The 19,863-nt window shown below is 70.9% G+C and carries 20 protein-coding genes and 1 pseudogene; 7 read left to right on the forward strand and 14 right to left on the reverse strand.

Features of this window, described 5'->3' with window-relative positions:
• Positions 1-27: 27 nt before the first annotated feature.
• The 3 genes from VGT80_RS10840 to VGT80_RS10850 all read left to right on the forward strand — a co-directional run bounded on the left by VGT80_RS10840 (position 28) and on the right by VGT80_RS10850 (position 1,759).
• Entirely contained in the window at positions 28-285 is a 258-nt protein-coding gene (locus VGT80_RS10840) for a hypothetical protein (RefSeq protein ID WP_327455655.1), read from the forward strand.
• Positions 282-1,034, forward strand: coding sequence for a sulfite exporter TauE/SafE family protein (locus tag VGT80_RS10845; RefSeq protein WP_327455657.1), 753 nt, complete (start codon positions 282-284; stop codon positions 1,032-1,034). The genes VGT80_RS10840 and VGT80_RS10845 overlap by 4 nt, the downstream gene beginning before the upstream one ends.
• A 140-nt stretch (positions 1,035-1,174) precedes the next feature.
• Positions 1,175-1,759, forward strand: coding sequence for a GNAT family protein (locus VGT80_RS10850; protein WP_327455659.1), 585 nt, complete (start codon positions 1,175-1,177; stop codon positions 1,757-1,759).
• Here the strand turns inward: VGT80_RS10850 and VGT80_RS10855 are convergent.
• The 4 genes from VGT80_RS10855 to tadA all read right to left on the reverse strand — a co-directional run bounded on the left by VGT80_RS10855 (position 1,756) and on the right by tadA (position 4,916).
• Positions 1,756-2,523: an ABC transporter permease gene (locus VGT80_RS10855; protein WP_327455661.1), complete on the reverse strand. Its 768-nt coding sequence runs from the start codon at positions 2,521-2,523 to the stop codon at positions 1,756-1,758. The two genes, VGT80_RS10850 and VGT80_RS10855, sit on opposite strands and share 4 nt — an antisense overlap.
• A complete protein-coding gene (locus VGT80_RS10860) occupies positions 2,520-3,446 on the reverse strand; it encodes an ABC transporter ATP-binding protein (protein WP_327455664.1) in 927 nt (308 codons plus the stop codon). The genes VGT80_RS10855 and VGT80_RS10860 overlap by 4 nt, the downstream gene beginning before the upstream one ends.
• A 63-nt stretch (positions 3,447-3,509) precedes the next feature.
• Positions 3,510-4,403 (reverse strand): SDR family NAD(P)-dependent oxidoreductase, encoded by an 894-nt coding sequence (locus tag VGT80_RS10865; RefSeq protein ID WP_327455666.1) that lies wholly within the window; start codon positions 4,401-4,403, stop codon positions 3,510-3,512.
• 72 nt (positions 4,404-4,475) lie between these two features.
• A complete protein-coding gene (gene tadA / locus VGT80_RS10870) occupies positions 4,476-4,916 on the reverse strand; it encodes a tRNA adenosine(34) deaminase TadA (protein ID WP_414693903.1) in 441 nt (146 codons plus the stop codon).
• Between the two features lie 102 nt (positions 4,917-5,018).
• Between tadA and VGT80_RS18610 the strand changes: the two genes are divergently transcribed.
• Complete coding sequence (locus tag VGT80_RS18610) at positions 5,019-6,143, forward strand: pseudouridine synthase (protein ID WP_414693902.1); 1,125 nt, start codon at positions 5,019-5,021, stop codon at positions 6,141-6,143.
• Here the strand turns inward: VGT80_RS18610 and VGT80_RS10880 are convergent.
• Positions 6,097-6,801, reverse strand: a pseudogene (locus VGT80_RS10880) (enoyl-CoA hydratase/isomerase family protein); the annotation flags it as partial. The gene VGT80_RS18610 and the pseudogene VGT80_RS10880 overlap by 47 nt on opposite strands.
• A gap of 90 nt (positions 6,802-6,891) precedes the next feature.
• Between VGT80_RS10880 and rsmD the strand changes: the two are divergent.
• Together rsmD and VGT80_RS10890 are read left to right on the forward strand one after the other, a co-directional pair.
• A complete protein-coding gene (gene rsmD, locus VGT80_RS10885) occupies positions 6,892-7,461 on the forward strand; it encodes a 16S rRNA (guanine(966)-N(2))-methyltransferase RsmD (protein ID WP_327455672.1) in 570 nt (189 codons plus the stop codon).
• A 54-nt stretch (positions 7,462-7,515) separates the two neighbouring features.
• Complete coding sequence (locus VGT80_RS10890) at positions 7,516-8,292, forward strand: MerR family transcriptional regulator (protein ID WP_327455674.1); 777 nt, start codon at positions 7,516-7,518, stop codon at positions 8,290-8,292.
• Between the two features lie 9 nt (positions 8,293-8,301).
• On the opposite strand, the gene mutL is transcribed toward VGT80_RS10890, so the two are convergent.
• A complete protein-coding gene (gene mutL / locus VGT80_RS10895; protein ID WP_327455676.1) occupies positions 8,302-10,140 on the reverse strand; it encodes a DNA mismatch repair endonuclease MutL in 1,839 nt (612 codons plus the stop codon).
• Positions 10,141-10,188: 48 nt separating this feature from the next.
• Here mutL and VGT80_RS10900 point away from each other — a divergent pair, with 48 nt between their 5' ends.
• Complete coding sequence (locus VGT80_RS10900) at positions 10,189-11,169, forward strand: TraB/GumN family protein (protein ID WP_327455678.1); 981 nt, start codon at positions 10,189-10,191, stop codon at positions 11,167-11,169.
• A gap of 4 nt (positions 11,170-11,173) precedes the next feature.
• Here VGT80_RS10900 and VGT80_RS10905 read toward each other — a convergent pair whose 3' ends face one another.
• The 8 genes from VGT80_RS10905 to VGT80_RS10940 all read right to left on the reverse strand — a co-directional run bounded on the left by VGT80_RS10905 (position 11,174) and on the right by VGT80_RS10940 (position 19,812).
• Positions 11,174-11,728: a DUF3035 domain-containing protein gene (locus tag VGT80_RS10905; RefSeq protein ID WP_327455680.1), complete on the reverse strand. Its 555-nt coding sequence runs from the start codon at positions 11,726-11,728 to the stop codon at positions 11,174-11,176.
• A 159-nt stretch (positions 11,729-11,887) separates the two neighbouring features.
• A complete protein-coding gene (lspA, locus tag VGT80_RS10910; protein ID WP_327455682.1) occupies positions 11,888-12,373 on the reverse strand; it encodes a signal peptidase II in 486 nt (161 codons plus the stop codon).
• Positions 12,370-15,303, reverse strand: a complete 2,934-nt coding sequence (ileS, locus tag VGT80_RS10915) for an isoleucine--tRNA ligase (RefSeq protein WP_327455684.1) — start codon at positions 15,301-15,303, stop codon at positions 12,370-12,372. Before ileS ends, lspA begins: the two co-directional genes overlap by 4 nt.
• 170 nt (positions 15,304-15,473) lie before the next feature.
• The gene (locus VGT80_RS10920; RefSeq protein ID WP_327455686.1) at positions 15,474-16,103 is read right to left on the reverse strand and encodes a hypothetical protein; all 630 of its coding nucleotides are present in this window, start codon (positions 16,101-16,103) and stop codon (positions 15,474-15,476) included.
• 113 nt (positions 16,104-16,216) lie between these two features.
• On the reverse strand, positions 16,217-17,155 hold the full coding sequence (locus VGT80_RS10925) for a bifunctional riboflavin kinase/FAD synthetase (RefSeq protein WP_327455688.1): 939 nt from the start codon (positions 17,153-17,155) through the stop codon (positions 16,217-16,219).
• Positions 17,152-17,583, reverse strand: coding sequence for a MaoC family dehydratase (locus tag VGT80_RS10930; RefSeq protein ID WP_327455690.1), 432 nt, complete (start codon positions 17,581-17,583; stop codon positions 17,152-17,154). The genes VGT80_RS10925 and VGT80_RS10930 overlap by 4 nt, the downstream gene beginning before the upstream one ends.
• Before the next feature lie 23 nt (positions 17,584-17,606).
• Positions 17,607-18,470, reverse strand: coding sequence for a TIGR01459 family HAD-type hydrolase (locus VGT80_RS10935; RefSeq protein ID WP_327455692.1), 864 nt, complete (start codon positions 18,468-18,470; stop codon positions 17,607-17,609).
• An 82-nt stretch (positions 18,471-18,552) separates the two neighbouring features.
• Complete coding sequence (locus tag VGT80_RS10940) at positions 18,553-19,812, reverse strand: EAL domain-containing protein (RefSeq protein WP_327455694.1); 1,260 nt, start codon at positions 19,810-19,812, stop codon at positions 18,553-18,555.
• Positions 19,813-19,863: the final 51 nt, after the last annotated feature.

Genomic DNA, 19,863 nt, shown 5'->3' on the forward strand with positions numbered 1-19,863 from the left:
CCTTGACCATTCACGGGGAGAACCGAGATGGACGCTTCGGACCACATCGACGGCCAGGCGCGCGACGGCCTGATCCGCCAGCTGGTGGATTGGGCGCAGGCCAAGCCCAGGACCTACGGCGAGGCGATGGAGGCGTGGCCCTCGACCTGTCCGGCGCTGACCATCTGGGAGGATGCGCTCGCCGCGCGGCTGATCGAGGTGCGCGGCGTGCCCGGCGCCGGGACCCGCGGCAGCGAAGTGCGGGTCACCGACGCCGGCCGCGCCTGGCTCAGCGCGGCGCGATGAGCCTCTACGCCGGCCTCTTCCTGATTGCGGCCTCCTTCATCACGGCGGCGCTGTCGGGGGTGTTCGGCATGGCCGGCGGGCTGATGCTGAAGGGGGCGATCGCCCTCGTGCTGCCGGTCTCGGCGACCTTCGTGACCCACGGCCTGCTGCAGCTGGTGGCCAACGGCTGGCGGGCCATCCTGCATCGTCGGCATCTGGCGTGGCGGATCGTGGCGATCTATGCGGCGGGCTCGCTGGTCGCGGGGCTGATCATGGCCTCGATCGCGGTCGAGCCGACCAAGGCGACGCTGTTCCTGCTGATGGGTGTCGTGCCGGGCATCCTGTGGGTCCCGCAGCGCTGGGTGCGGCTGGACGCGGGACGGACGCCCGACGCCCTGCTGTGCGGCCTGTCGGTGACGGGGCTCAACCTGACGGCGGGCGTCGCCGGGCCGCTGCTCGACGTGTTCTTCGTGCGCACCGAGCTGACACGGCACGAGATCGTCGCCACCAAGGCCGCCACCCAGGTGTTCTCGCACCTGGCCAAGATCGTGGTCTATGGGGCGCCCTTGATCGCGCTCGGCGGCAAGGGCCTGCCGCCCTGGTGGATGTTCGCCTTCGCCGTGCCGCTCTCGATGGCCGGGACGGTGGTCGGCGGCATGGTCCTGGAGCGGATGAGCGACGTCCACTTCAAGCGCCTATCGCGCCTGATCGTCACGGCCACAGGCCTGGTCTACCTGGCCGGCGCGGCGCAGCTCTACCTGCGGGGCTGAGCAAAAAAACACCCGGGTCATTGCTGACCCGGGTGGTGAAGTCATAGGGAGGAAACGCCCAGAATGGGCAAAGGCTGAGATATGTCCGCGGCGGAGCCATACAAGAGCGGGCGACGAAAAAATTTGCGCGGGGATGTCGGATGCAGCTTGAGCCGAAGGTGCTGGAGAACCGCGTCGTGCGGCTGGAGCCGATGGGCGAGGCGCGCCGCGAAGAGCTGCAGGCGGCGTGCGACGCCGACGCGGACTTTTTCCGGGCCATGTATCCCTACTCCTGGGCCGGCGAGCACTTCATGCCCACCTGGGACAAGCTGATGGCCGACCAGGCCGCCGGGAACACACTCGGCTTCGCGGTGGTGGTGGATGGGCTCTGCCGCGGGATCAGCACCTACTACGCTATCGACCGGGCCAACGACGTCGTCGAGATCGGCGGCACCTACTATCACCCCGACCTGCGCGGCGGGGCCGTGAACCCCGCGGCCAAGCGGCTGATGATGGGTCATGCCTTCGACGGCGGCGCGCGGCGGGTGGTCTATCGCGTCGACGCCATCAACGCCCGCAGCCGCGCCGCGGTGCTGAAACTCGGCGCCGTGCAGGAAGGAATCCTGCGCCAGGACCGCGTGACCTTCACCGGCCGCATCCGCGACACGGTGATTTTTTCGGTGCTGGCCGAGGAGTGGCCGGCGGTACGCCGTGGCCTCGAAGCGCGGCTGGCGGACTTCGCCTAGCCGCTGCGGGCCAGCTTGCGGGCCGCTAGCGCGGTCAGCACGGCCGTCGTGGCCGCGAGGATCGCCACGTGGCTCCAGACCGAGCCCTGGCTGTGCAGGCCGGCCGAGCCCAGGGCCAGTTGCGCCAGATGATAGGTCGGCCAGATCGGCTGGAAGGTCTTGAGGCCGGGCGGCAGGGGGAAGAACAGGCCCGAGAGGAAGGCCATGCCGAGATAGACGATGTTGGCGATGGCCGCCGCGCTGGACGACGGCGCCCAGGCGCCGATGAACAGCCCGACGGCGCAGGCCGGGAAGACGCCCAGCGACATCACCGCGGCCACCCTCAGGAGCTTGTCGGCGCCCAGGGTCACGTGGCCCAGGGTGACGCCGAGGGTGACCAGGATCGCCATGACCGCGACGGCGAAGACGTAGGCCATCATCAGCTTGGCGGCGAGATAGGAGCCGGTCGGCATCGGCAGCGCCCGCTTGAACGTGAGCAGGCCCATGTTGCGCTCCACGGCCACCAGGATGCCGAAGCCGAACAGCCCAGGTCCCATCACGCCGTAGACCGTCCAGCCGACGAACATCAGATTGGCCAGGGCGCCGCCGCTGCGCGCGCCCATCAGCAGCACGCCGAACAGGGTGTAGAACAGGATCGGCATGAACAGGATCGGCACGGCGAAGGCCGGGGTCCGCAGCAGCCGCAGGGACTCGTACTTGGCGTCGCTGAGATAGGCCGCGGCGAGCCGCGCGAAGGTCATCTGCGGCGGGGCGATCGCGGTCATTGAACCGGGTCCTTGGCGGCGGGCTCCTGGGTGAGTTCGGCGAAGGCCTCCGACAGGCCGGCGCGGCGGACCTCGAGGTCGCGCAGCTTGGGATCGCCCGCCAGCAGCCGGCGCACGACGCCCTCGGCGTCGGCGGTGGTGATCGACAGCTGGTCGCCCGCGCGGCTCACGGCCGTGACTGCCGGCCAGGCTTCTATCGCCGCGAGGTCGAGGGCGGTGGTGCAGTCGATCCGCTTGCGGGCCACCACGGCGCGCATCTCGGCCACCGTGCCTTCGGCGATGCGGCGGCCCTTGGCCATGACGAACACCCGGTCGGCCAGGGCCTCGGCCTCCTCGATGTAGTGGGTGGTGAGCACGATCGAGGTCCCGCCCGCCACCAGGTTGCGCAGCGTCGCCCACATGGTCTCCCGCGCCGTCAGGTCGAGGCCGGTGGTGGGCTCGTCGAGGAACAGCAGCTGCGGCCGGCCGCAGACGGCGAGCGCGAACTGCGCCTGGCGCTTCTGGCCGCCGGAGAGCTTGGCGTAGGGACGGCCGGCGATCTTCTCCACGCCGGCCAGGGCGATCGCCTCGGCCTGGCTAAGCGGGTCGGGATAGTAGGCCCGCGTCATGGCGATCAGGTCGCGGACCCGAAGCGCGTCCGGCAGGGCCACCTCCTGCATCATCACGCCCACGCCGCGACGGGCGGCGAGGTCGAGGGGCGAACGGCCGAACAGCTCCACGGTCCCGGCGTCCGGCCGCTGCAGGCCGAGCAGCAGGGCGATGGCGGTGGTCTTGCCGGCGCCGTTGGGCCCGAGCACCGCCAGGAGCTCGCCGCGGCGGATCTCCAGGTCGAGGCCATCGAGCGCGGTGACCGCGCCGTAGCTCTTGCGAGCCCCGGCCAGCCTGGCGAGCACCGCGTCCGCCCGCCCGCTTCCGTCCGCCATGCCGCGCCCCCGGTCCCTGTCGTCAGATAGTCGCCGCCGGCGACGCCGGCGGATGCAGCGGGCTCAGGCGGGCACGGGTTTTCCGGCCGGTGTCAGTCGATGCACGTTCTCCGGCTCGGCGAAGAACACCTTGTCGGCGGCCGCGGCCACGTCCTGGGCGGTGTAGGGCCGGCCGGGGGCGAAGCCCTCGGTCTCCAGCATCTTGATCTCGCGAACGCCGCGCGAGGAGACGCCAAGGATCTTGCCCGAGTGCTCGGCCGAGAGGTCGGAGACCATGTAGAGCACGCCCGGCGCGATGTTCTCGGGCAGGGAGAGCGGATCGGGCTCGCGGTCCTTGCGGCCCGGCAGGTCGGAGGTCATGCGGGTGTAGGCGCCCGGCGCCAGGCCCATGACCCGGATGTTGTATTTGCGACCCTCGATCGACATCACCCGGACCATGCCGTAGATGCCGGCCTTGGCGGCCCCGTAGTTGGTCTGGCCGAAATTGCCGTAGAGGCCCGAGGTGGACGAGGTCAGCACCATCGAGCCGCCGCCGTTCTCCTTCATGAACTTCCACACTGGCAGGGCGCAGCAATAGGTCCCCTTCAGGTGGACCTTGATCACCGCGTCCCAGTCGGCCTCGGAGGTGTTGGCGAAGGTCTTGTCGCGCAGGATGCCGGCGTTGCAGACCAGGACGTCGACCTTGCCGAAGTTGTCGAGCGCGGTCTGCAGGATGTTCTCGCCACCCTGCACGGTGGAGACGTCGTCGCCGTTGGCCACCGCCCGGCCGCCGCCGGCCACGATGGCGTCGACCACCTTCTGCGCGGCGGATCTGTCGGCGCCGGTCCCGTCGCGGGCCCCGCCCAGGTCGTTGACCACGACCGCGGCCCCCTCCTTGGCGAACAGCTTGGCGTAGGCTTCGCCCAGCCCGTTGCCCGCGCCCGTAATGATGGCGACCTTTCCGTCCAGCAAACCCATGGCGACCTCCCAATGCGTCTTGGAAATTATGGGCGGCATCCTCACGCCGCGAGGACGCCGATGGCAAGAGGATCAGGGTTTGCGGCGTTCGCGGAAGAAGGCCTTCAGGAGCGCCGAGCTCTCCGCGGCCATGACGCCGCCGGTCACCTGCGGCCGCGAGTGGCAGGTGGGCTGGTCGAAGAAGCGCGGGCCGTGGATCACCGCGCCGCCCTTGGGGTCCTCGGCGCCGAACACCAGCCGGCCGATGCGCGCGTGGCTGATGGCGCCGGCGCACATGGCGCAGGGCTCCAGCGTCACCACCAGGGTCAGGCCGGTCAGCCGGTAGTTGCCGAGCGTGCGGGCGGCTTCGCGCAGCGCATTGATCTCGGCGTGCGCCGTCGGGTCGTGGGCGCCGATGGGATCGTTGGCGCCGATGGCGATGACCCGGCCGGTGGCCGGATCGAGGACCACGGCGCCCACCGGGGTCTCGCCGCGGCGGGCGGCGTCTTGCGCCGCTTCGAGGGCGATGCGCATGGTGCTCTGGTCATGGTCCACGATCCGCACCGAACCCACCCGGCCGCCGCCGGTCAAGCAAATGCGGCCCAGGACCCGAACGAAGCGGGCGCAGGCGAGCGGGTGGCCAAGGCGCTGGCCCGCGCCGGCGTCGCCTCGCGCCGCGAGGTCGAGCGCCTGATCGAGGCCGGCCGCGTGGCGCTGAACGGCAAGACCCTGACCACGCCGGCCGTGAAGGTCGATCCGGGCGACGTGCTGACCGTCGACGGCCAGGTGGTGAACGAGGCGGAGCCGGCGCGGGTGTTCCGCTACCACAAGCCGCCGGGCCTGATGACCACCCACAAGGACCCGCAGGGTCGGCCGACCGTCTTCGAGGCCCTGCCAAAGGACCTGCCGCGGCTGATCTCCATCGGCCGGCTCGACCTCAACACCGAGGGCCTGTTGCTGCTCACCAACGATGGCGGTCTGGCCCGCGCCCTGGAGCTGCCGGAGACCGGGCTCGTCCGCCGCTACCGGGCCCGGGCGCGCGGCCGCATCACCCAGGAACGGCTGGACCGGCTGAAGCACGGGATCACCGTCGAGGGCGTCCGCTACGGGCCGATCGAGGCGACGCTGGACAAGGCCAGGGAAGCCGCGCCGGGAAGCCGTCAGGGCGCGAACCTGTGGATCACGCTCACCCTCTCCGAAGGCAAGAACCGCGAAGTCCGGCGGGTGCTGGAATCGTTGGGCCTGGCGGTGAACCGGCTGATCCGCCTGGCCTATGGCCCCTTCGCCCTGGGGACGCTGGCGGTGGGCGAGATCGAGGAGGTGGGTCCTCGCGTGATCCGCGAGCAACTCGCCCAGCACATCGCGTCCGAGGCCCTGCCCAAGGGCGAGCGCGCCCAGTGGCGCAAGCCCGCCGTCCAGGCCAAGCGGCGGGGGCCGCAGAACGACGCGGAAGCCGAGCGGGCCGGCCGCCGACGGGAGGCCGAGGCGGCGCCGAAGAAGGACTACAAGCCCGGCTGGGCCAAGCCGAAAATCAAGCCGAAGCCGGCGGCGAAGGGCAAGGCGGTGCGGGTCTCCGGCGCCAAGGCCGGCGGCGCCATGGGCGGTCCGAAGGGCGGCGGGGTCAGGCCTTCTGGATCTCCGCGGGCGGACGGGCGGCCCGCAGGCCATCGCGGGCCGAAGCCGTCCGCATCACGGCCGAAAACGAGCGGCGCTCGTCGGCCAGGCCCTCGTCCAGGGGGCGATCGAGGGCGGCGCGGGTGAGCCGCTTGGCGAAGGCGATGCCTTCCGCGCCGCGCTGATCCCACTCCGCGGCGATCTCCAGGGCGCGGGCCAGCGGATCGTCGGCGAGCTCGTGCACCAGGCCGATCCTCAGGGCCTCGTCGGCCTCGACGACCAGGCCGCGCAGGATGATCTCCAGCGCCTTGGCCTCGCCCACCACGCGCGGCAGCCGCTGGGTGCCGCCGCCGCCGGGGAAGATGCCGACGCGGGTCTCCGGCAGGCCGATCTGCACGTCCTCGCGCGCCGCGATGCGAAGGTCGCAGGCCAGGCTCATCTCGAAGCCGCCCCCCATGCACAGGCCATTGATCGCCGCCACCACGGGCTTGCCCGCCTCGGCCAGGAGATCGCAGAGCGCCAGGAAGCCTTGGGTCGGCCGGGCGCCCGGCGCGGACGGCGGCGGGGCGGGCGCGTCCTTGGCCGCGTCGCTGGCGGTGGAGAGCTCGCCCACATCGTAGTGGCGCACGAAAATGCCCGGCACGCCGCCGGTGATCACGATGGAGCGCACGTCGGCGTCGGCGACCAGCGTCCGGACCTTCTCGAGCATCTCCTGCGCGCCGGCGGCGGTCATGGTGCCGATCGGCGGGTTGGCGTAGGTGACGACCGCGACCCCGCCGCGCCGGTCGAGGGTGACGAAACCCATCTTGGCCTCCCGTTTTGCCCCCGACCTTGGTACGGGGACGGGCCTGCGGCAAGCACGCGGCCACTACGGCGCCTTTGGGGGGGATCAGCGTTGCGCATCGTTTCCGGCGAGTTTCGCGGCAAGCCGATCCGGACGCCGCCCGGCGACGCCACCCGGCCGACCTCGGACCGCGCGCGCCAGGCGGTGTTCAACATCCTGGAGCATGCGCCCTGGTCCAAGGGCGTGCGCGGCGCGCGGGTCATCGACCTGTTCGCCGGCTCCGGCGCGCTGGGTCTGGAAGCCCTGTCGCGCGGGGCGGCCTTCTGCCTGTTCGTGGAGACCGACGCGGCGGCGCGCGGCGCGATCCGCGAGAACGTCGAGGCCCTGCAGCTGTTCGGCCAGACCCGCGTGCATCGCCGCGACGCGACCGACCTGGGCGTCCGGCCCGGCGCCGATGGCCCCGCCTTCGACCTGGCCTTCCTCGATCCGCCCTATGGCAAGGGCCTGGGCGAGACGGCGCTGGCCAAGCTCGCGGCCGGCGGCTGGCTGGCGCCCGGCGCGACGGTGGTCTTCGAGCGCGGGGCGGGCGAGGCGGCGTTCGAGGTCGACGGCTTCGCAGCCCTGGACGCGCGGACGTACGGCGCGGCGACGGTGCACGTCCTCAAATATGAGCCGGCTTGACCCTCACGCGGCGTGAGGGCCGAGTCACCTTGTCCATCGGCAAGGGATCGATCGGTGAGCGGCTATACGGTCAGCGAGGTGGCGAAGCTGTCGGGCGTCTCCGTCCGCACGCTGCACCACTACGACGAGGTGGGCCTGCTGAAGCCCGCCGCCGTCGGCGCCAACGGCTACCGCTACTACGGCAAGGACGAACTCCTGCGCCTGCAGCAGATCCTCTTCCATCGCGAGCTCGGCTTCGCCCTGGAGGAGATCGGCCGCGTGCTGGACGCGCCGGACTTCGACCGGGTGGCGGCGCTCAAGGCGCACCGGGAGCGGCTGGTCGCCGACGCCCGGCGCTATCGCCGGCTGGTGCGGACCATCGACGAGACCCTGGCCGCCCTCGAAGGAGAGACGACCATGGACGAGAAAGGCATCTATGCGGGGTTCGACTTCGATCCCGAGAAGCAAGCGGCGCGTGAGGCGCGGCTGGTGGAGCGGTTCGGGGACGGCGCCCGGCCGGCGATCGAGCGCAGCCTCGAGCTGTTGTCGAAGACCAGTCCGGCTGACCTGCAGGCCCGCAAGGCCGAACAGGACGCCATAGAGGCCGCGTTGGTTGCGGCCCTGGAAGGCGGCGCGCCGGCCGACAGCGCCGCGGTGCAAAGCCTGATGCGCCGCCAGCATGCTTGGGTCGGCGCCTGGTGGGGCGCCCTGCCCGACAAGCCGCGCTTCGTGGGCCTGGGTCGAGTATACGTCGAGGATCCCGAATTCCGGGCGCGCTACGACTCCGTCGCGCCGGGGCTCAGCGAATATCTGGCCGAGGCGATGCGGGTGTTCGCCGAGCGGGAGCTCTAGTCGCGCGCCTCACCTGCGCCCGAACAGGCGCTCGATGTCGGCGAGCTTGAGTTCGACGTAGGTCGGGCGGCCGTGGTTGCACTGGCCGGAGTGGGGCGTGGCCTCCATCTGGCGGAGCAAGGCGTTCATCTCGGCCGCCGTGAGCCGGCGCCCGGCGCGCACCGAGCCGTGGCAGGCCATGGTCGAGCAGACCTCCTCGAGCCGCTCCTTCAGGGCCAGGGCCTGGCCGTTCTCGGCGAGGTCGTCGGCGATGTCGCGGACCAGGCCGGCTGCGTCGGTCTCGCCCAGCAGGGCGGGGACTTCGCGGACCAGGATGGCGCCGGGCCCGAACGGCTCGATGACGAGGCCGAGCGCCGCCAGCTCCTCGGCCTTGGCCGCGACGCGCTCGGCCTCCGCCGGATCGAGCTCGACCACCTCGGGAAGCAGCAGGGCCTGGCGCGTGACGCCGCCACCCTCCATCTCGGCCTTCATCCGCTCATAGACCAGCCGCTCGTGGGCGGCGTGCTGGTCGACGATGACCATGCCGTCGCGGGTCTGGGCGACAATGTAGGTCTCGTGCACCTGGGCTCGCGCCGCGCCCAGCGGGAAGTCGAGCGGGTCGAACACCGGCGCGGCTTCGCCCGGCTCGGCGACGCCGGGCGCATCCCAGGCCATTTCCGCGCGGGCGGAGACCTGTTCGAGGCCGGGCAGGACGGCGGCCGCGGCCATCCCCGGGCTCCAGCCGCCTGAGCGCCAGGCGGAGAAACCGGCCGCTGAGGGTGGCGGCGTCCAGCCGCCGCCCGGGCGGAAGCCGCCCAGCGCGGCGCTGGCGACCGTGGTCGAGGCGCGGTGGCCGGCGGCGGCCAGCGCATGGCGCAGCGCCCCGATGATCAGGCCGCGCACCAGGCCCGGGTCGCGGAACCGCACCTCGGCCTTGGCCGGGTGGACGTTGACGTCGACCAGGCCGGCGTCGAGCTCAACGTAGAGCGCGGCCAGCGGATGGCGGTCGCGGGCCAGGAAATCGGCGTAGGAGGCGCGCAGCGCCCCCTGCAGGAGCCTGTCGCGGACGGGCCGGCCGTTGACGAACAGGTACTGGTGGGCGGCGTTGCCGCGATTGTAGGTCGGCAGGCCCGCGAAGCCGGTGAGGCGGATGCCCTCGCGCTCCTGGTCGAGCTCGAGGGCGTTCTCGGAAAACTCCCGGCCCATGATTGCCGAGAGCCGCGCGAGCCGGCCCTCCGGCCCCGGCGCCTCGGCCGGCAGGCGCAGGGTGCGGCGGCCGTCGAGGTCGAGGGTGAAGCTCACCGCCTCATGGGCCATGGCCTGGCGCTTCAGCTCCTCGGCGATGGCCAGGGATTCCGAGCGCTCGGACTTCATGAACTTCAGCCGCGCCGGCGTGGCGTAGAACAGGTCGCGGACCTCGACGCGCGCGCCGTGCGGGCCCGGGAAGGCGGCCGGGGCGACCGCGCCCATCGCGCCGGCGTCGACGAAGATCGAGTGCGCGTCCGCGCTGCCCTTGGCGCGGCTGGCGATGGACAGCCGGGCCACCGAGCCGATGGAGGGCAGGGCCTCGCCGCGGAAACCCAGGGTGGCGATGCGCAGCAGGTCGTAGTCGCCGTCCTCGCCCGGCTTCAGCTTGGAGGTGGCGTGGCGCTCGACGGCCAGGGGCAGCTCGTCCGGCGGAATGCCCGCGCCGTCGTCGGCCACCAGGATGCGCGACAGCCCGCCGCCGTCGGCCTGCACCTCGACGGTCGTGGCGCCGGCGTCGAGCGCGTTCTCCACCAGCTCCTTGACCGCGCTCGCGGGCCGTTCCACCACCTCGCCGGCGGCGATGCGGTTGATCAGTTCGGGCGGCAGGCGGCGGATGGGCATGAAAGAGCCTTGGATGATCGACCACTATAGGGCGATTCCGGAGGCCCGATGAACGCGCGACGTCGTCTTGGGGGAATGGTGCTGGCCCTGGCCCTGGCCGCGCCGGCCGTGTCGCCCCTTTGGGCCCAGGTCCCGATCACCCCGGCCCGGCCCGATCCGCGCGACCCCGACGCGGTGATCGTCGAGGAACTGGTGGTGACGGCCCGCGACAAGGGCCCGGCCTGGTGGACGGTCACCAACGGCGCGGCGACCGTCTATGTGCTGGGCGTCCCCTCGATCGCGCCGAAACATATGCAGTGGGACCGCGGCGTCTTCGAGCGACGGCTGAAGGGCGCCACGGCCGTCATCCTGCCCTATCAGGACGTGCGCGTGCGGCTAGGCACCTCGCTGGGCGCTGCGTGGAACTACCTGCGGCTGAAGTCCTCGACGCCGTTCGAGGAGGCGCTGGATCCGGCGGCCAAGGCCCGGTTCGTCGACGCCCGCAGCCGCGTCGGCCAGCCGGCCAAGCGCTACGGCACCCGCAATCCACTGGCGGCCGCCCTGCTGCTGATCACCGACTATCGGGACAAGACGGGGCTCACCAACACCGATCCGATGAAGCTGATCAAGGGCCTCACCCAGCAGGCCCATGTGCCGATCTGGCAGAAAAGCTACGACATCGCCCCCCAGCTCGGCGCCATCCTGCGGACCTCGCCGGAGGCCGGCAGCGGCTGTCTGGACGAGGTGATCGCCCAGGTGCGGGCGGGGCCGGGCGGCACGCTGGCGGCGGCCAAGGCCTGGGCGGACGGCGATGTCGCCGCGGCGCTGGGCAATGAGCGCACCTATGAGCGCTGCATCGCCCTGGTGCCCGGCGCGGCGGCCTTCGATGCGCGGGCCAAGGCCGACGAGGTGGCGGAGATCGAACAGGCGCTGAAGGCCCCGGGCCACGCCATCGCGGTGGTGCAGCTGCGACCCCTGCTCAGCCAGGGCGGCGTGCTCGATCGCCTGCGCAGCCAGGGCTTCACGGTGAAGACGCCGGGGGAGGAGTAGGCGCCTACAGCCCCGGGAGCTTGATGCGGCGGGGGCCTTCGCGGCTGATGACGATCTGCTTGCCGCCCGTCAGCTTGGCGATGCGTTCGGCTTCGGCCGCGGCGTCGACCGGGGCGGCGGTGTCGGCGGCCACGGTGGCGTCGGACCTGGCGGCCCTGGACGAGCGCCAGAACATCACCTTGTCGGCGAAGCTCTTTTCCTTGTGGGCCACGTCGCCGAATTCGTCGTCGACCACGTAGCGGATCAGGGGATCGGCCTTCTCCGCGCCCGCCTTGCCCACCAAGAGCTTCTCGCCCTGCGAACGCTGCTCGGCTTCACGCTGGCCCAGCAGGGCCAGGCGCGCGGCGCTTTCCGGCTGCAGTTCCTGCGGGCGCGGCTTGCCCGGCGCCGGCGGGCGCAGGGCATAGTCCGGCGGCACGACCAGGGGGGCCTTGGTCACCACGCGGAATTCGTCCGGGGTCACCTTGGTCATCCCAAGCGCTTGCTGGGCCGACTGGCACCCGGCCAGGCCAAACGCCGCGCAGATAGCGGACGCGGCAATCACTTTGCTGACGCTCATGAAGCTAACGGACTCCTAGGGCCGCCCCCGGCCACGCAAGGTGGATAGCGCAATCGGACGATGACGCCAACGTCCCCGAGCCGTGTCCGATTGCGACCAATCGGACACGGCTCAGAACCTTGTTTGGGAAAGATGAGCGTTTTCCAAAGCGGAAAACGCTCAGGAGGCAGCGGGTTCTCGCCGCAGGCTGTCGAGCAGCAGGGCTATGACCCCCACGGTGATGGCGCTGTCGGCCACGTTGAACACCCAGGGGAAGAAGCCGATGCGCTGCACGTCGATGAAGTCGACGACCCAGCCGAAGCGGGCCCGGTCGATGGCGTTGCCCACGGCGCCGCCGACGATCAGGCCGTAGCCCAGGGCCTGCAGCGGCCGGTGCGCGCGCCTCGCCCACCACACGATCATCGCCGCCACCATGAGCGAAAACACCACCAGGCCCCAGCGGGCCAGGTCCTGGTCGGCGCGCAGGAAGCCGAAACTGACGCCCTTGTTGGGCACCAGGGTGAACTGCAGCACCCCCGCGACGGGGCGGCTCTCGTAGAGGCGCAGGCCGAGGCCGAGGATCCACGCCTTCACGGCCTGGTCGAACACGATGACCAGGCCCGCCAGTCCGTAGGCGCTCCAGCCGGAACGGGTGATCTGGTTCATGCGGGCACGCCCTCGGGGTTGGCTGCGTCGAAGACGGCGACCGCGTCCTCGCAGCGCAGGCAAAGCATCTTCGGCGGGGTCACTTCCGGCAGCACGCGCCAGCAGCGGGCGCATTTGCAGCCCTCGGCGCGGGTCGGCTCCACGGCGACGCCGGCGATCTCGGGCAGGCGGAAGGCGCCGGCCGGGCCTTCACCGGAGACCAGCTCGGAGGCGCTGGTGCGGAACACTTCGGCCGGATCCAAGCCCTCGAAGGCCGCGACCAGCGCCGCATCGGCGACGTGCACGCGCGGCGCCGCCTCCAGCGAGGCCCCGAGGCGCTTCTCGCGCCGCTCGACCTCCAGGGCGCCGGTCACCACGGAGGTGACCTGCTGGACCTTGCCCCACCGCTCAGCCTCCTCGTCGTTGCGCCAGTCAGCCGGGGTCTTTGGAAACTCCCGCAGGCAGTTGGAGCCGGCCTCGGGGAAGCGCGTGGTCCAGGCCTCTTCCATGGTGAAGGGGAGCAGCGGGCTGAGCCAGACGGTCAGCCGCTCGAACACCGCGTCCATGACGGTGCGCACGGCGCGGCGCTTGAGGCTATCGGGGCGATCACAGTAGAGGCTGTCGCGCCGCACATCGAAGAACAGCGACGACAGCTCGTCCTGGCAGAAGGCCAGCAGCGAGCGGGTCACGTCCTGGAAGTGGTAGTCGCGGTAGGCTGAGCGCACCTCCCCGTCGAGCTCCCAGAGCCGGTGCAGGATGTAGCGCTCCAGCGGCGGCATTTGAGCCGGCGCCACGCGCTCGGCCTCGGTGAAGCCGCCCAAGGCGCCCAGCATGTAGCGGATCGTGTTGCGCAGCTTGCGGTAGGCGTCAGAGGTCGTCTGGAGGACGGTCTTCCCGATCTTCTGGTCCTCGGTGTAGTCGACCATGGCCGCCCAGAGCCGCAGGATCTCGGCGCCCGACTCTTTGATCACCGCCATCGGCTCGACGGCGTTGCCGAGCGACTTGGACATCTTCTCGCCGGTCTCGGTGACCGTGAAGCCGTGGGTCAGTACGGCGTCATAGGGCGCGCGGCCGCGGGTGCCGCTGCTCTCCAGGAGCGACGACTGGAACCAGCCGCGGTGCTGGTCGGAGCCTTCCAGATAGAGGTCGGCGGGCCAGCGGGTGTTGGCGCGGCCCTCCAGGACGAAGGCATGGGTCGATCCGGAATCGAACCAGACATCGAGGATGTCCTGGACCTTCTCGTAGCGGTCGGGGTCGTGGTTCCCCAGGAAATCCGCATCCGGGCGGGTGAACCAGGCGTCGGCGCCCTCGGCGCGGATGGCGTCCACGATCCGCTTGTTGACGGCCGGATCGTTCAGCGGATGGCCGGTGTCCCTGTCGACGAACATGGCGAGCGGCGAGCCCCAGGCGCGCTGGCGGCTGATCAGCCAGTCGGGCCGGCTCTCGACCATGGCGCGGATGCGGTTGCGCCCCGATTCCGGGTGGAAGGCGGTGGCGTCGATGGCCTCCAGCGCGGTCTCGCGCAGGCTGCGACCCCCGCTGGCAAAATTTGGGTGCGCTGGATCCTCCAGCGGCTCGTCGATGCGGATGAACCACTGGGGCGTGTTGCGGAAGATCACCGGCGCCTTGGAGCGCCAGCTGTGTGGATAGGAATGCTCCAGCCGGCCGCGGGCCAAGAGGTTCCCGGCCTCGATCAGCTTGTCCATGACCGCGGTGTTGGCCGGCCCGAACTTGCCGGCTTTCTTGCCCTCGGTCTCCAGCACCTTGAGGCCGCCGAACAGGGCGACATGGGGATAGTAGGCGCCGTCCGGATCGACGGTCTCGGGGATCTCGCGATGGCCGTGGGCCAGCCAGACCAGGTAGTCGTCGGCGCCGTGGCCCGGCGCGGTGTGCACGAAGCCCGTGCCCGCGTCGTCGGTGACGTGGTCGCCGGCCAGCAGCGGCACGGAGAAGCCGTAATGGCTGTCGAGCGCGGCCAGCGGATGGGCGCAGACCATGCCCTGGCAGTCGACGGCCTCGACCTTGCGGTATTTGGCGACCTTGGCCGCGGCCATGACCTCGGCGGCCAGTTTTTCCGCCAGGATCAGCCGGTCGCCCGCCTTGGCCCAGGGCGCGAAGGGCAGGTCCGCCTCGATCGCCTGGACCTCATAGACCGCGTAGGCGATGTCCGGATTGTAGGCGATCGCCCGGTTGGCCGGAATGGTCCAGGGCGTGGTGGTCCAGATGACCACGCTCGCCTGGCCGGCGGCGTTGGAGCCCTCGACCACCGGGAACTTCACCCAGACGGTGGGCGAGACATGGTCGTGGTACTCGACCTCGGCGTCGGCCAGCGCCGTGCGCTCGACCGGGCTCCACATGACCGGTTTGGAGCCGCGATAGAGCTGGCCGGTGGTCAGGAACCTGTGGAACTCGGCGACGATGGCCGCCTCGCTCGAATAGTCCATCGTCGAATAGCGGTGCTCCCAGTCGCCGATGACGCCGAGCCGCTTGAAGCCCTCCATCTGCACGCCGATCCAGTGCTCGGCGTATTCGCGGCAGCGGGCGCGGAACTCGGCCTTGGTCACCTCGTCCTTGCGGCGACCCTTGGCGCGCAGCTCCTCCTCGACCTTCCACTCGATGGGCAGGCCGTGGCAGTCCCAGCCGGGCAGGTAGTCGACGTCGTAACCCAGCGCGAAACGCGAGCGGACCACGAAATCCTTCAGGGTCTTCTGGAGACTGTGGCCGATGTGGATGGCGCCATTGGCGTAGGGCGGGCCGTCGTGCAGCACGAACAGCGGGCGGCCGTCCTTCTGCCGCTGGGCGCGGATGGCGTTGTAGAGGTCGAGCTCGCGCCAGCGCTCGAGGATCACGGGCTCCTTCTGCGGCAGGCCTGCGCGCATGGGGAAGGGCGTGTCGGGCAGGAAGATGGTGGCGCGGTAGTCGCGAGACGGTTTTTCGGCGTCGTCGGCCATAACTCAATCCAAAAGGGTTCGGAGCGGTCCCGGCTGCGGGCCGGGATGACAGTTTCTATGGAACCCGGCGCGCGCTGGAGGTCGTCCGGCGGCGTCACGCCGGGCGGTTAATTCGCGTCGCTGTCCGAACCAAGGTCATGGGGCAGGCTCTAACAGAGCCCCGCGCGGAACTAAAGCGCCCGGGCGATGCGGATGCGCGTCCCGGCCGGCCAGGCGGCGGGCTCAGGCTTCGGCGCCGGGGCGGTGTCTTCGCGCGGCTGGGGCGCGAGGGCGGCGTGGACGAGGTAGGCCTGCCCCACGCCGCGCTGGGCGAACCGGGCGATCAGCTCGTCGAGCTCGGCGGCGAAGGCGGCGCGGTCTTCGGGCGTGAGCCGCAGCACCCGCCAGGTCTCCATCGCCTCGGGCGGCGTATCCCCCCGCGCGCCTTCCATACGCGGGACGCCATGGGCGTCGGCATAGAACACCAGGCCCTTTCCGGGCTGGGCGGCGGCGCTGCGCAGGCTGGCGCGCAGCTCGCGGGCCAGGCGCTCGGTCAGCAGCTCGGGCGCGGCGGCGTGGGGGACGAAGAAGGCCTCGGCGGTGGTGCGATAGAGCTTGATCGGCCGCCCGGCGCGGGCGCGGGCTTCGGCCACTTCCAGGAGGCCCAGGCGGCAGAACCGCAGGACGTGGTGGTGCAGGCGCTTGAGGTCGAAGCCGCCGTCACGGGCCGCATCCGCGAGGGCGCGCGGGCGGTGGAAGGCGAACACCATGGTTCGGGATTGCGGATCGAGGAGCGTGGCAGCCGCTTTGGGATCGGTCACGCATTGCGGACTACTCAGGACGTCTTGGAACATCCGGAGTTGATGGCGGGAGCGTGGGCTGGACGCAAGCAACCTCACCTTGTCGGCGAGCGTTCCGCGCGGCTGAGTAGGGCTCAGGCGCCGAGGATCCGCCGCGCTTCGGTGGCGTCCTTGAGCACCTGGACGGTCATCTCGTCGAGGCCGGCGAACTTCGCCTCGGGGCGCAGGAAGGCGATGAGGTCGGTCTCGATGATCTGGTCGTAGATGTCCTCGTCGAAGTCGAACAGCCAGACCTCCAGGCGCGGATCGATGGTCCCGTCGATGGTCGGGTTGACGCCGATGTTGGCCACGCCCGGCAGCTTGCGGCCGTCCGGCAAGCGGGTGCGGGTGGCGTAGACGCCGTACTTGGGCACCACATAGTCGGCCAGCGCGACATTGGCGGTGGGGTAGCCCAGCTTGCGGCCGAGCTGGCGGCCGCGAACCACCACCCCCTCTATGGCGAAGGGCCGGCCGAGGATACGGGCGGCCTCCTCCGGGTGGCCGTCGCGCAGCGCCTCGCGGATCGAGGTGGACGAGAACTTCTCACCGTCGCGGTCGACGACTTCCTGGGCGACCGAGACCCCGAAGCCGAGTTCCTCGCCGTACTGGCGCATGGTGTCGGGCGTGCCCGTCCGGTCCTTGCCGAAGGAATTGTCGAAGCCGAGCGCCACGTGGCGCGCGCCCAGACCCTCGTGCAGCACGCGCGTGGCGAACTCGCGGTCGGTGATGTCGGCGAGCTCGGCGTAGGGCAGGACGTAGAGGATGTCGACGCCGAGCGCCTCCAGCGCGCGGGCCTGCTGGTCGGGCTTCATCAGCCGGAAGGCCGGCTGGTCCGGGCGGTGGAAGACGCGCGGGTGCGGATCGAGGGTGATCACCCCCAGCGGCGCGCCGAGCTCGCGGGCGGCCTCGGCGGCGAGCCCGATGACCTTCTGGTGGCCGCGGTGGACGCCGTCGAAATTGCCCATGGCGACGGCCGCGCCGCGGTCGCGCTCGGCGAGCTGCGTCCAGCCGTGGATCACGCGGACCCGGCTCACGCTGGCCGATTTCTCTTCGGGGTCATGACCACGGCCTCGCCGTCCATTACGGTCTTCCCGGCCACCAGGCAGACGGTCTCCAGCGTGACGTGGCCGCGCTTCTCGTCCAGCGCCTTGACGGTGACGCGGGCGGTCACCTCATCGCCGATCCGCACCGGGCGGCGGAAGCGCAGCGATTGCGACAGATAGATCGCGCCGGGCCCCGGGAGCCTGGTCCCCAGCACCGCCGAGATGTAGGCCGCCGACAGCATGCCGTGGGCGATGCGGCCGCCGAAGGTCGTGCCCTTGGCATAGGCCTCGTCGAGGTGCACCGGATTGGTGTCGCCGGAGACGGCGGCGAAGGCCTCCAGGTCGTGCTCGCCCACGACGTGGGTCGCCTCGGCGCTCTGGCCAACGGCGAGCTCGTCGAAATAGAAGCCCTGCTGCATCGCCATCCCTTACCAGACCCGCGCTACCAGACCAGTTCCGGCATGGCCCAGGTCGCGGTGACGCCTTCGGTCTCGAAGACGTGGTCCATCATGGCGACGTCCAGATGACCCTTGGCGAGGATCTCCTGGCCGTGGATGCCGGCGGCAATGAACAGGGCGTCGAGGCCTTGCGCATTGGCGCCGCGCAGGTCGGTGCGCGGCCCGTCGCCGATGCAGAGCACGCGGGTGCGCTGGACCGGGCCGTCCTTGAGCTTGGCGGCCTGCGCCAGCGCCAGGTCGTAGATCAGGGCGTGCGGCTTGCCGGCCATCAGCACCTGGCCGTCCAGCGCCTCGTACAGCTGGGCCAGCGCCCCGCCGCAGTAGATCAGCCTGTCGCCGCGTTGCACGACGATGTCCGGGTTGGCGCAGATCATCGGCAGGCCGCGGGCCACGGCGCCCCTGAACCGATCCCGGTAGTCGTCGGGCGTCTCGGCCTCGTCGTCGAACGGGCCGGTGCAGGCGATGAAGCTCGCTTGATCGAGGTCGCTGAAATCCAGCTCCAACCCCTCGTAGAGCGGGTCGTCGCGCTCAGGCCCCAGCTTCCAGGCAGGCCCTGGCGCGCGGGCGGCCAGCAGCTGCCGCGTGGCGTCGCCGGAGGTGACTACAAGAGACCAGGCCTCGCGGGCCACGCCCAGCCGGTCGAGCTGCTCGATCACGCCTGCGTTTGGCCGCGGCGCATTGGAGATCAGGATCACCTCGCCGCCGCCGGCCCGGAAGCGGGCCAGCGCCTCGCAGGCCACGGGGAAGGCCTCGCGCCCGTTGTGGATCACGCCCCAGACGTCGCACAGCAGCACATCGTAGCGCTCGGTCAGGGCGGCGAGCCCGGCGGCGAGTTTCGGGGAGGTCATGGGGGCTCTCTAGCCGGCGCCCTCCTCAACTGTCATCCCGGATTCGCGGAACGCGAAGATGACAGCCCTTGTTGGCAGTCAGCTACCGCCCCACCGCGGCCCGGCGCTGGAAGTGGGGGCGCAGGTAGGCCGACGGCGGATCGGCTTCGGCCAGGACCGCGTCCTTGATGGCGCGGGGCTCTCCGAACAGGTGGCCTTGGCCGTAGGCGATATCGAGGTCGAGGGTGTCGACGATCTGGCGCTCCGTCTCGACCTTCTCGGCGATCACCTCGACGCCGTAGCGGCGGGTCAGGGCGGAGAAGTCTTCCGCCGCCAGGTCGGGCAGGGAGCGCAGGATCAGCCGGCCGTCCACCTCGGTCATCTCATCGAGCAGCAGCTGGGCGGCGACCTTCACGAACTTCACGTCGGAGCGCGACAGGTCTTGCAGGTCGAGGTCGAGGTCGGTGACCTTGTCGAGGGAGAAGCGGAAGCCGAGGTCGGCGAGCTTGCCCATGTTTCGCGCCTCCACCGAGCCGCGCGCCTCGAAGGCGGCCTGGCCGAGTTCGAAGATCAGGGCGCCAGCCAGGTCCTTGTTGGCGGTGAGCAGATCGAGGAAGTTCGGGAAGAAGCTCTCGTCGCCCAGGCTCGCCATGGAGATGTTGCAGAAGATGCCGATCTTGCGGTCCTGCTTGGCGAGCCGGCGCACGATCTGCACGCAGCGGAACAGCAGGAGGTTGTCGACCGCGGTCATCAGGCCGGCCGGCTCGGCCACCGACAGATATTCCGCCGGCATCATCACCCGGCCGGTCTCGTCGCGCAGCCGTGAGAAGCTCTCGTAGAACACGGTCTTGCGCTGCGGCAGGCCGACGATCGGCTGCAGGTAGAGGTCGACGCGGTTCTCGGTGAGCGCGTCGCGGATGGTTTCCAGCAAGGCGCCGGTGGCGCGGCGATCGGCGCCCGGCCGCTCGGTGAACGCAGCCACGCCGCCGTGGTCGTCGATCTGGTGGCGCATGCGCTGGACCAGATCTTCCAGGATGTGGACCTCGTCGGCCAGTTCCTCGGAGCGGCGCAGCGCGGTTTCGGCGACCGTCTCGGCGACCTCGGTCATGCGCGCATCCAGCCGTTCCACCTGGTCGATGAGGATCCTGTGCGCGTCGCGGACCGCTTCGATCTCACCCTTGATCTGGCCGGTCTCCAGCGCCCGCTCGATCAGGCCGTGGAAGGCGAAGCACAGGCCCAGGCCCCCCACCAGGGCCGCCACGCCCGCGCCCCAGCCGCCGCCGTACCGCCACAGCGTCAGCGCGACGATCAGCGACAGGCACAGGTAGGTCGCACACAGCAGGGCGAGGGTGAGGCGTCGCATGGTCCCCATGCCATCCGAATCACCTGCGAGTATCCGCCGCGCCATCCTCAG

Source organism: Phenylobacterium sp. (genome assembly GCF_035944335.1).
Classification (GTDB): domain Bacteria; phylum Pseudomonadota; class Alphaproteobacteria; order Caulobacterales; family Caulobacteraceae; genus Phenylobacterium.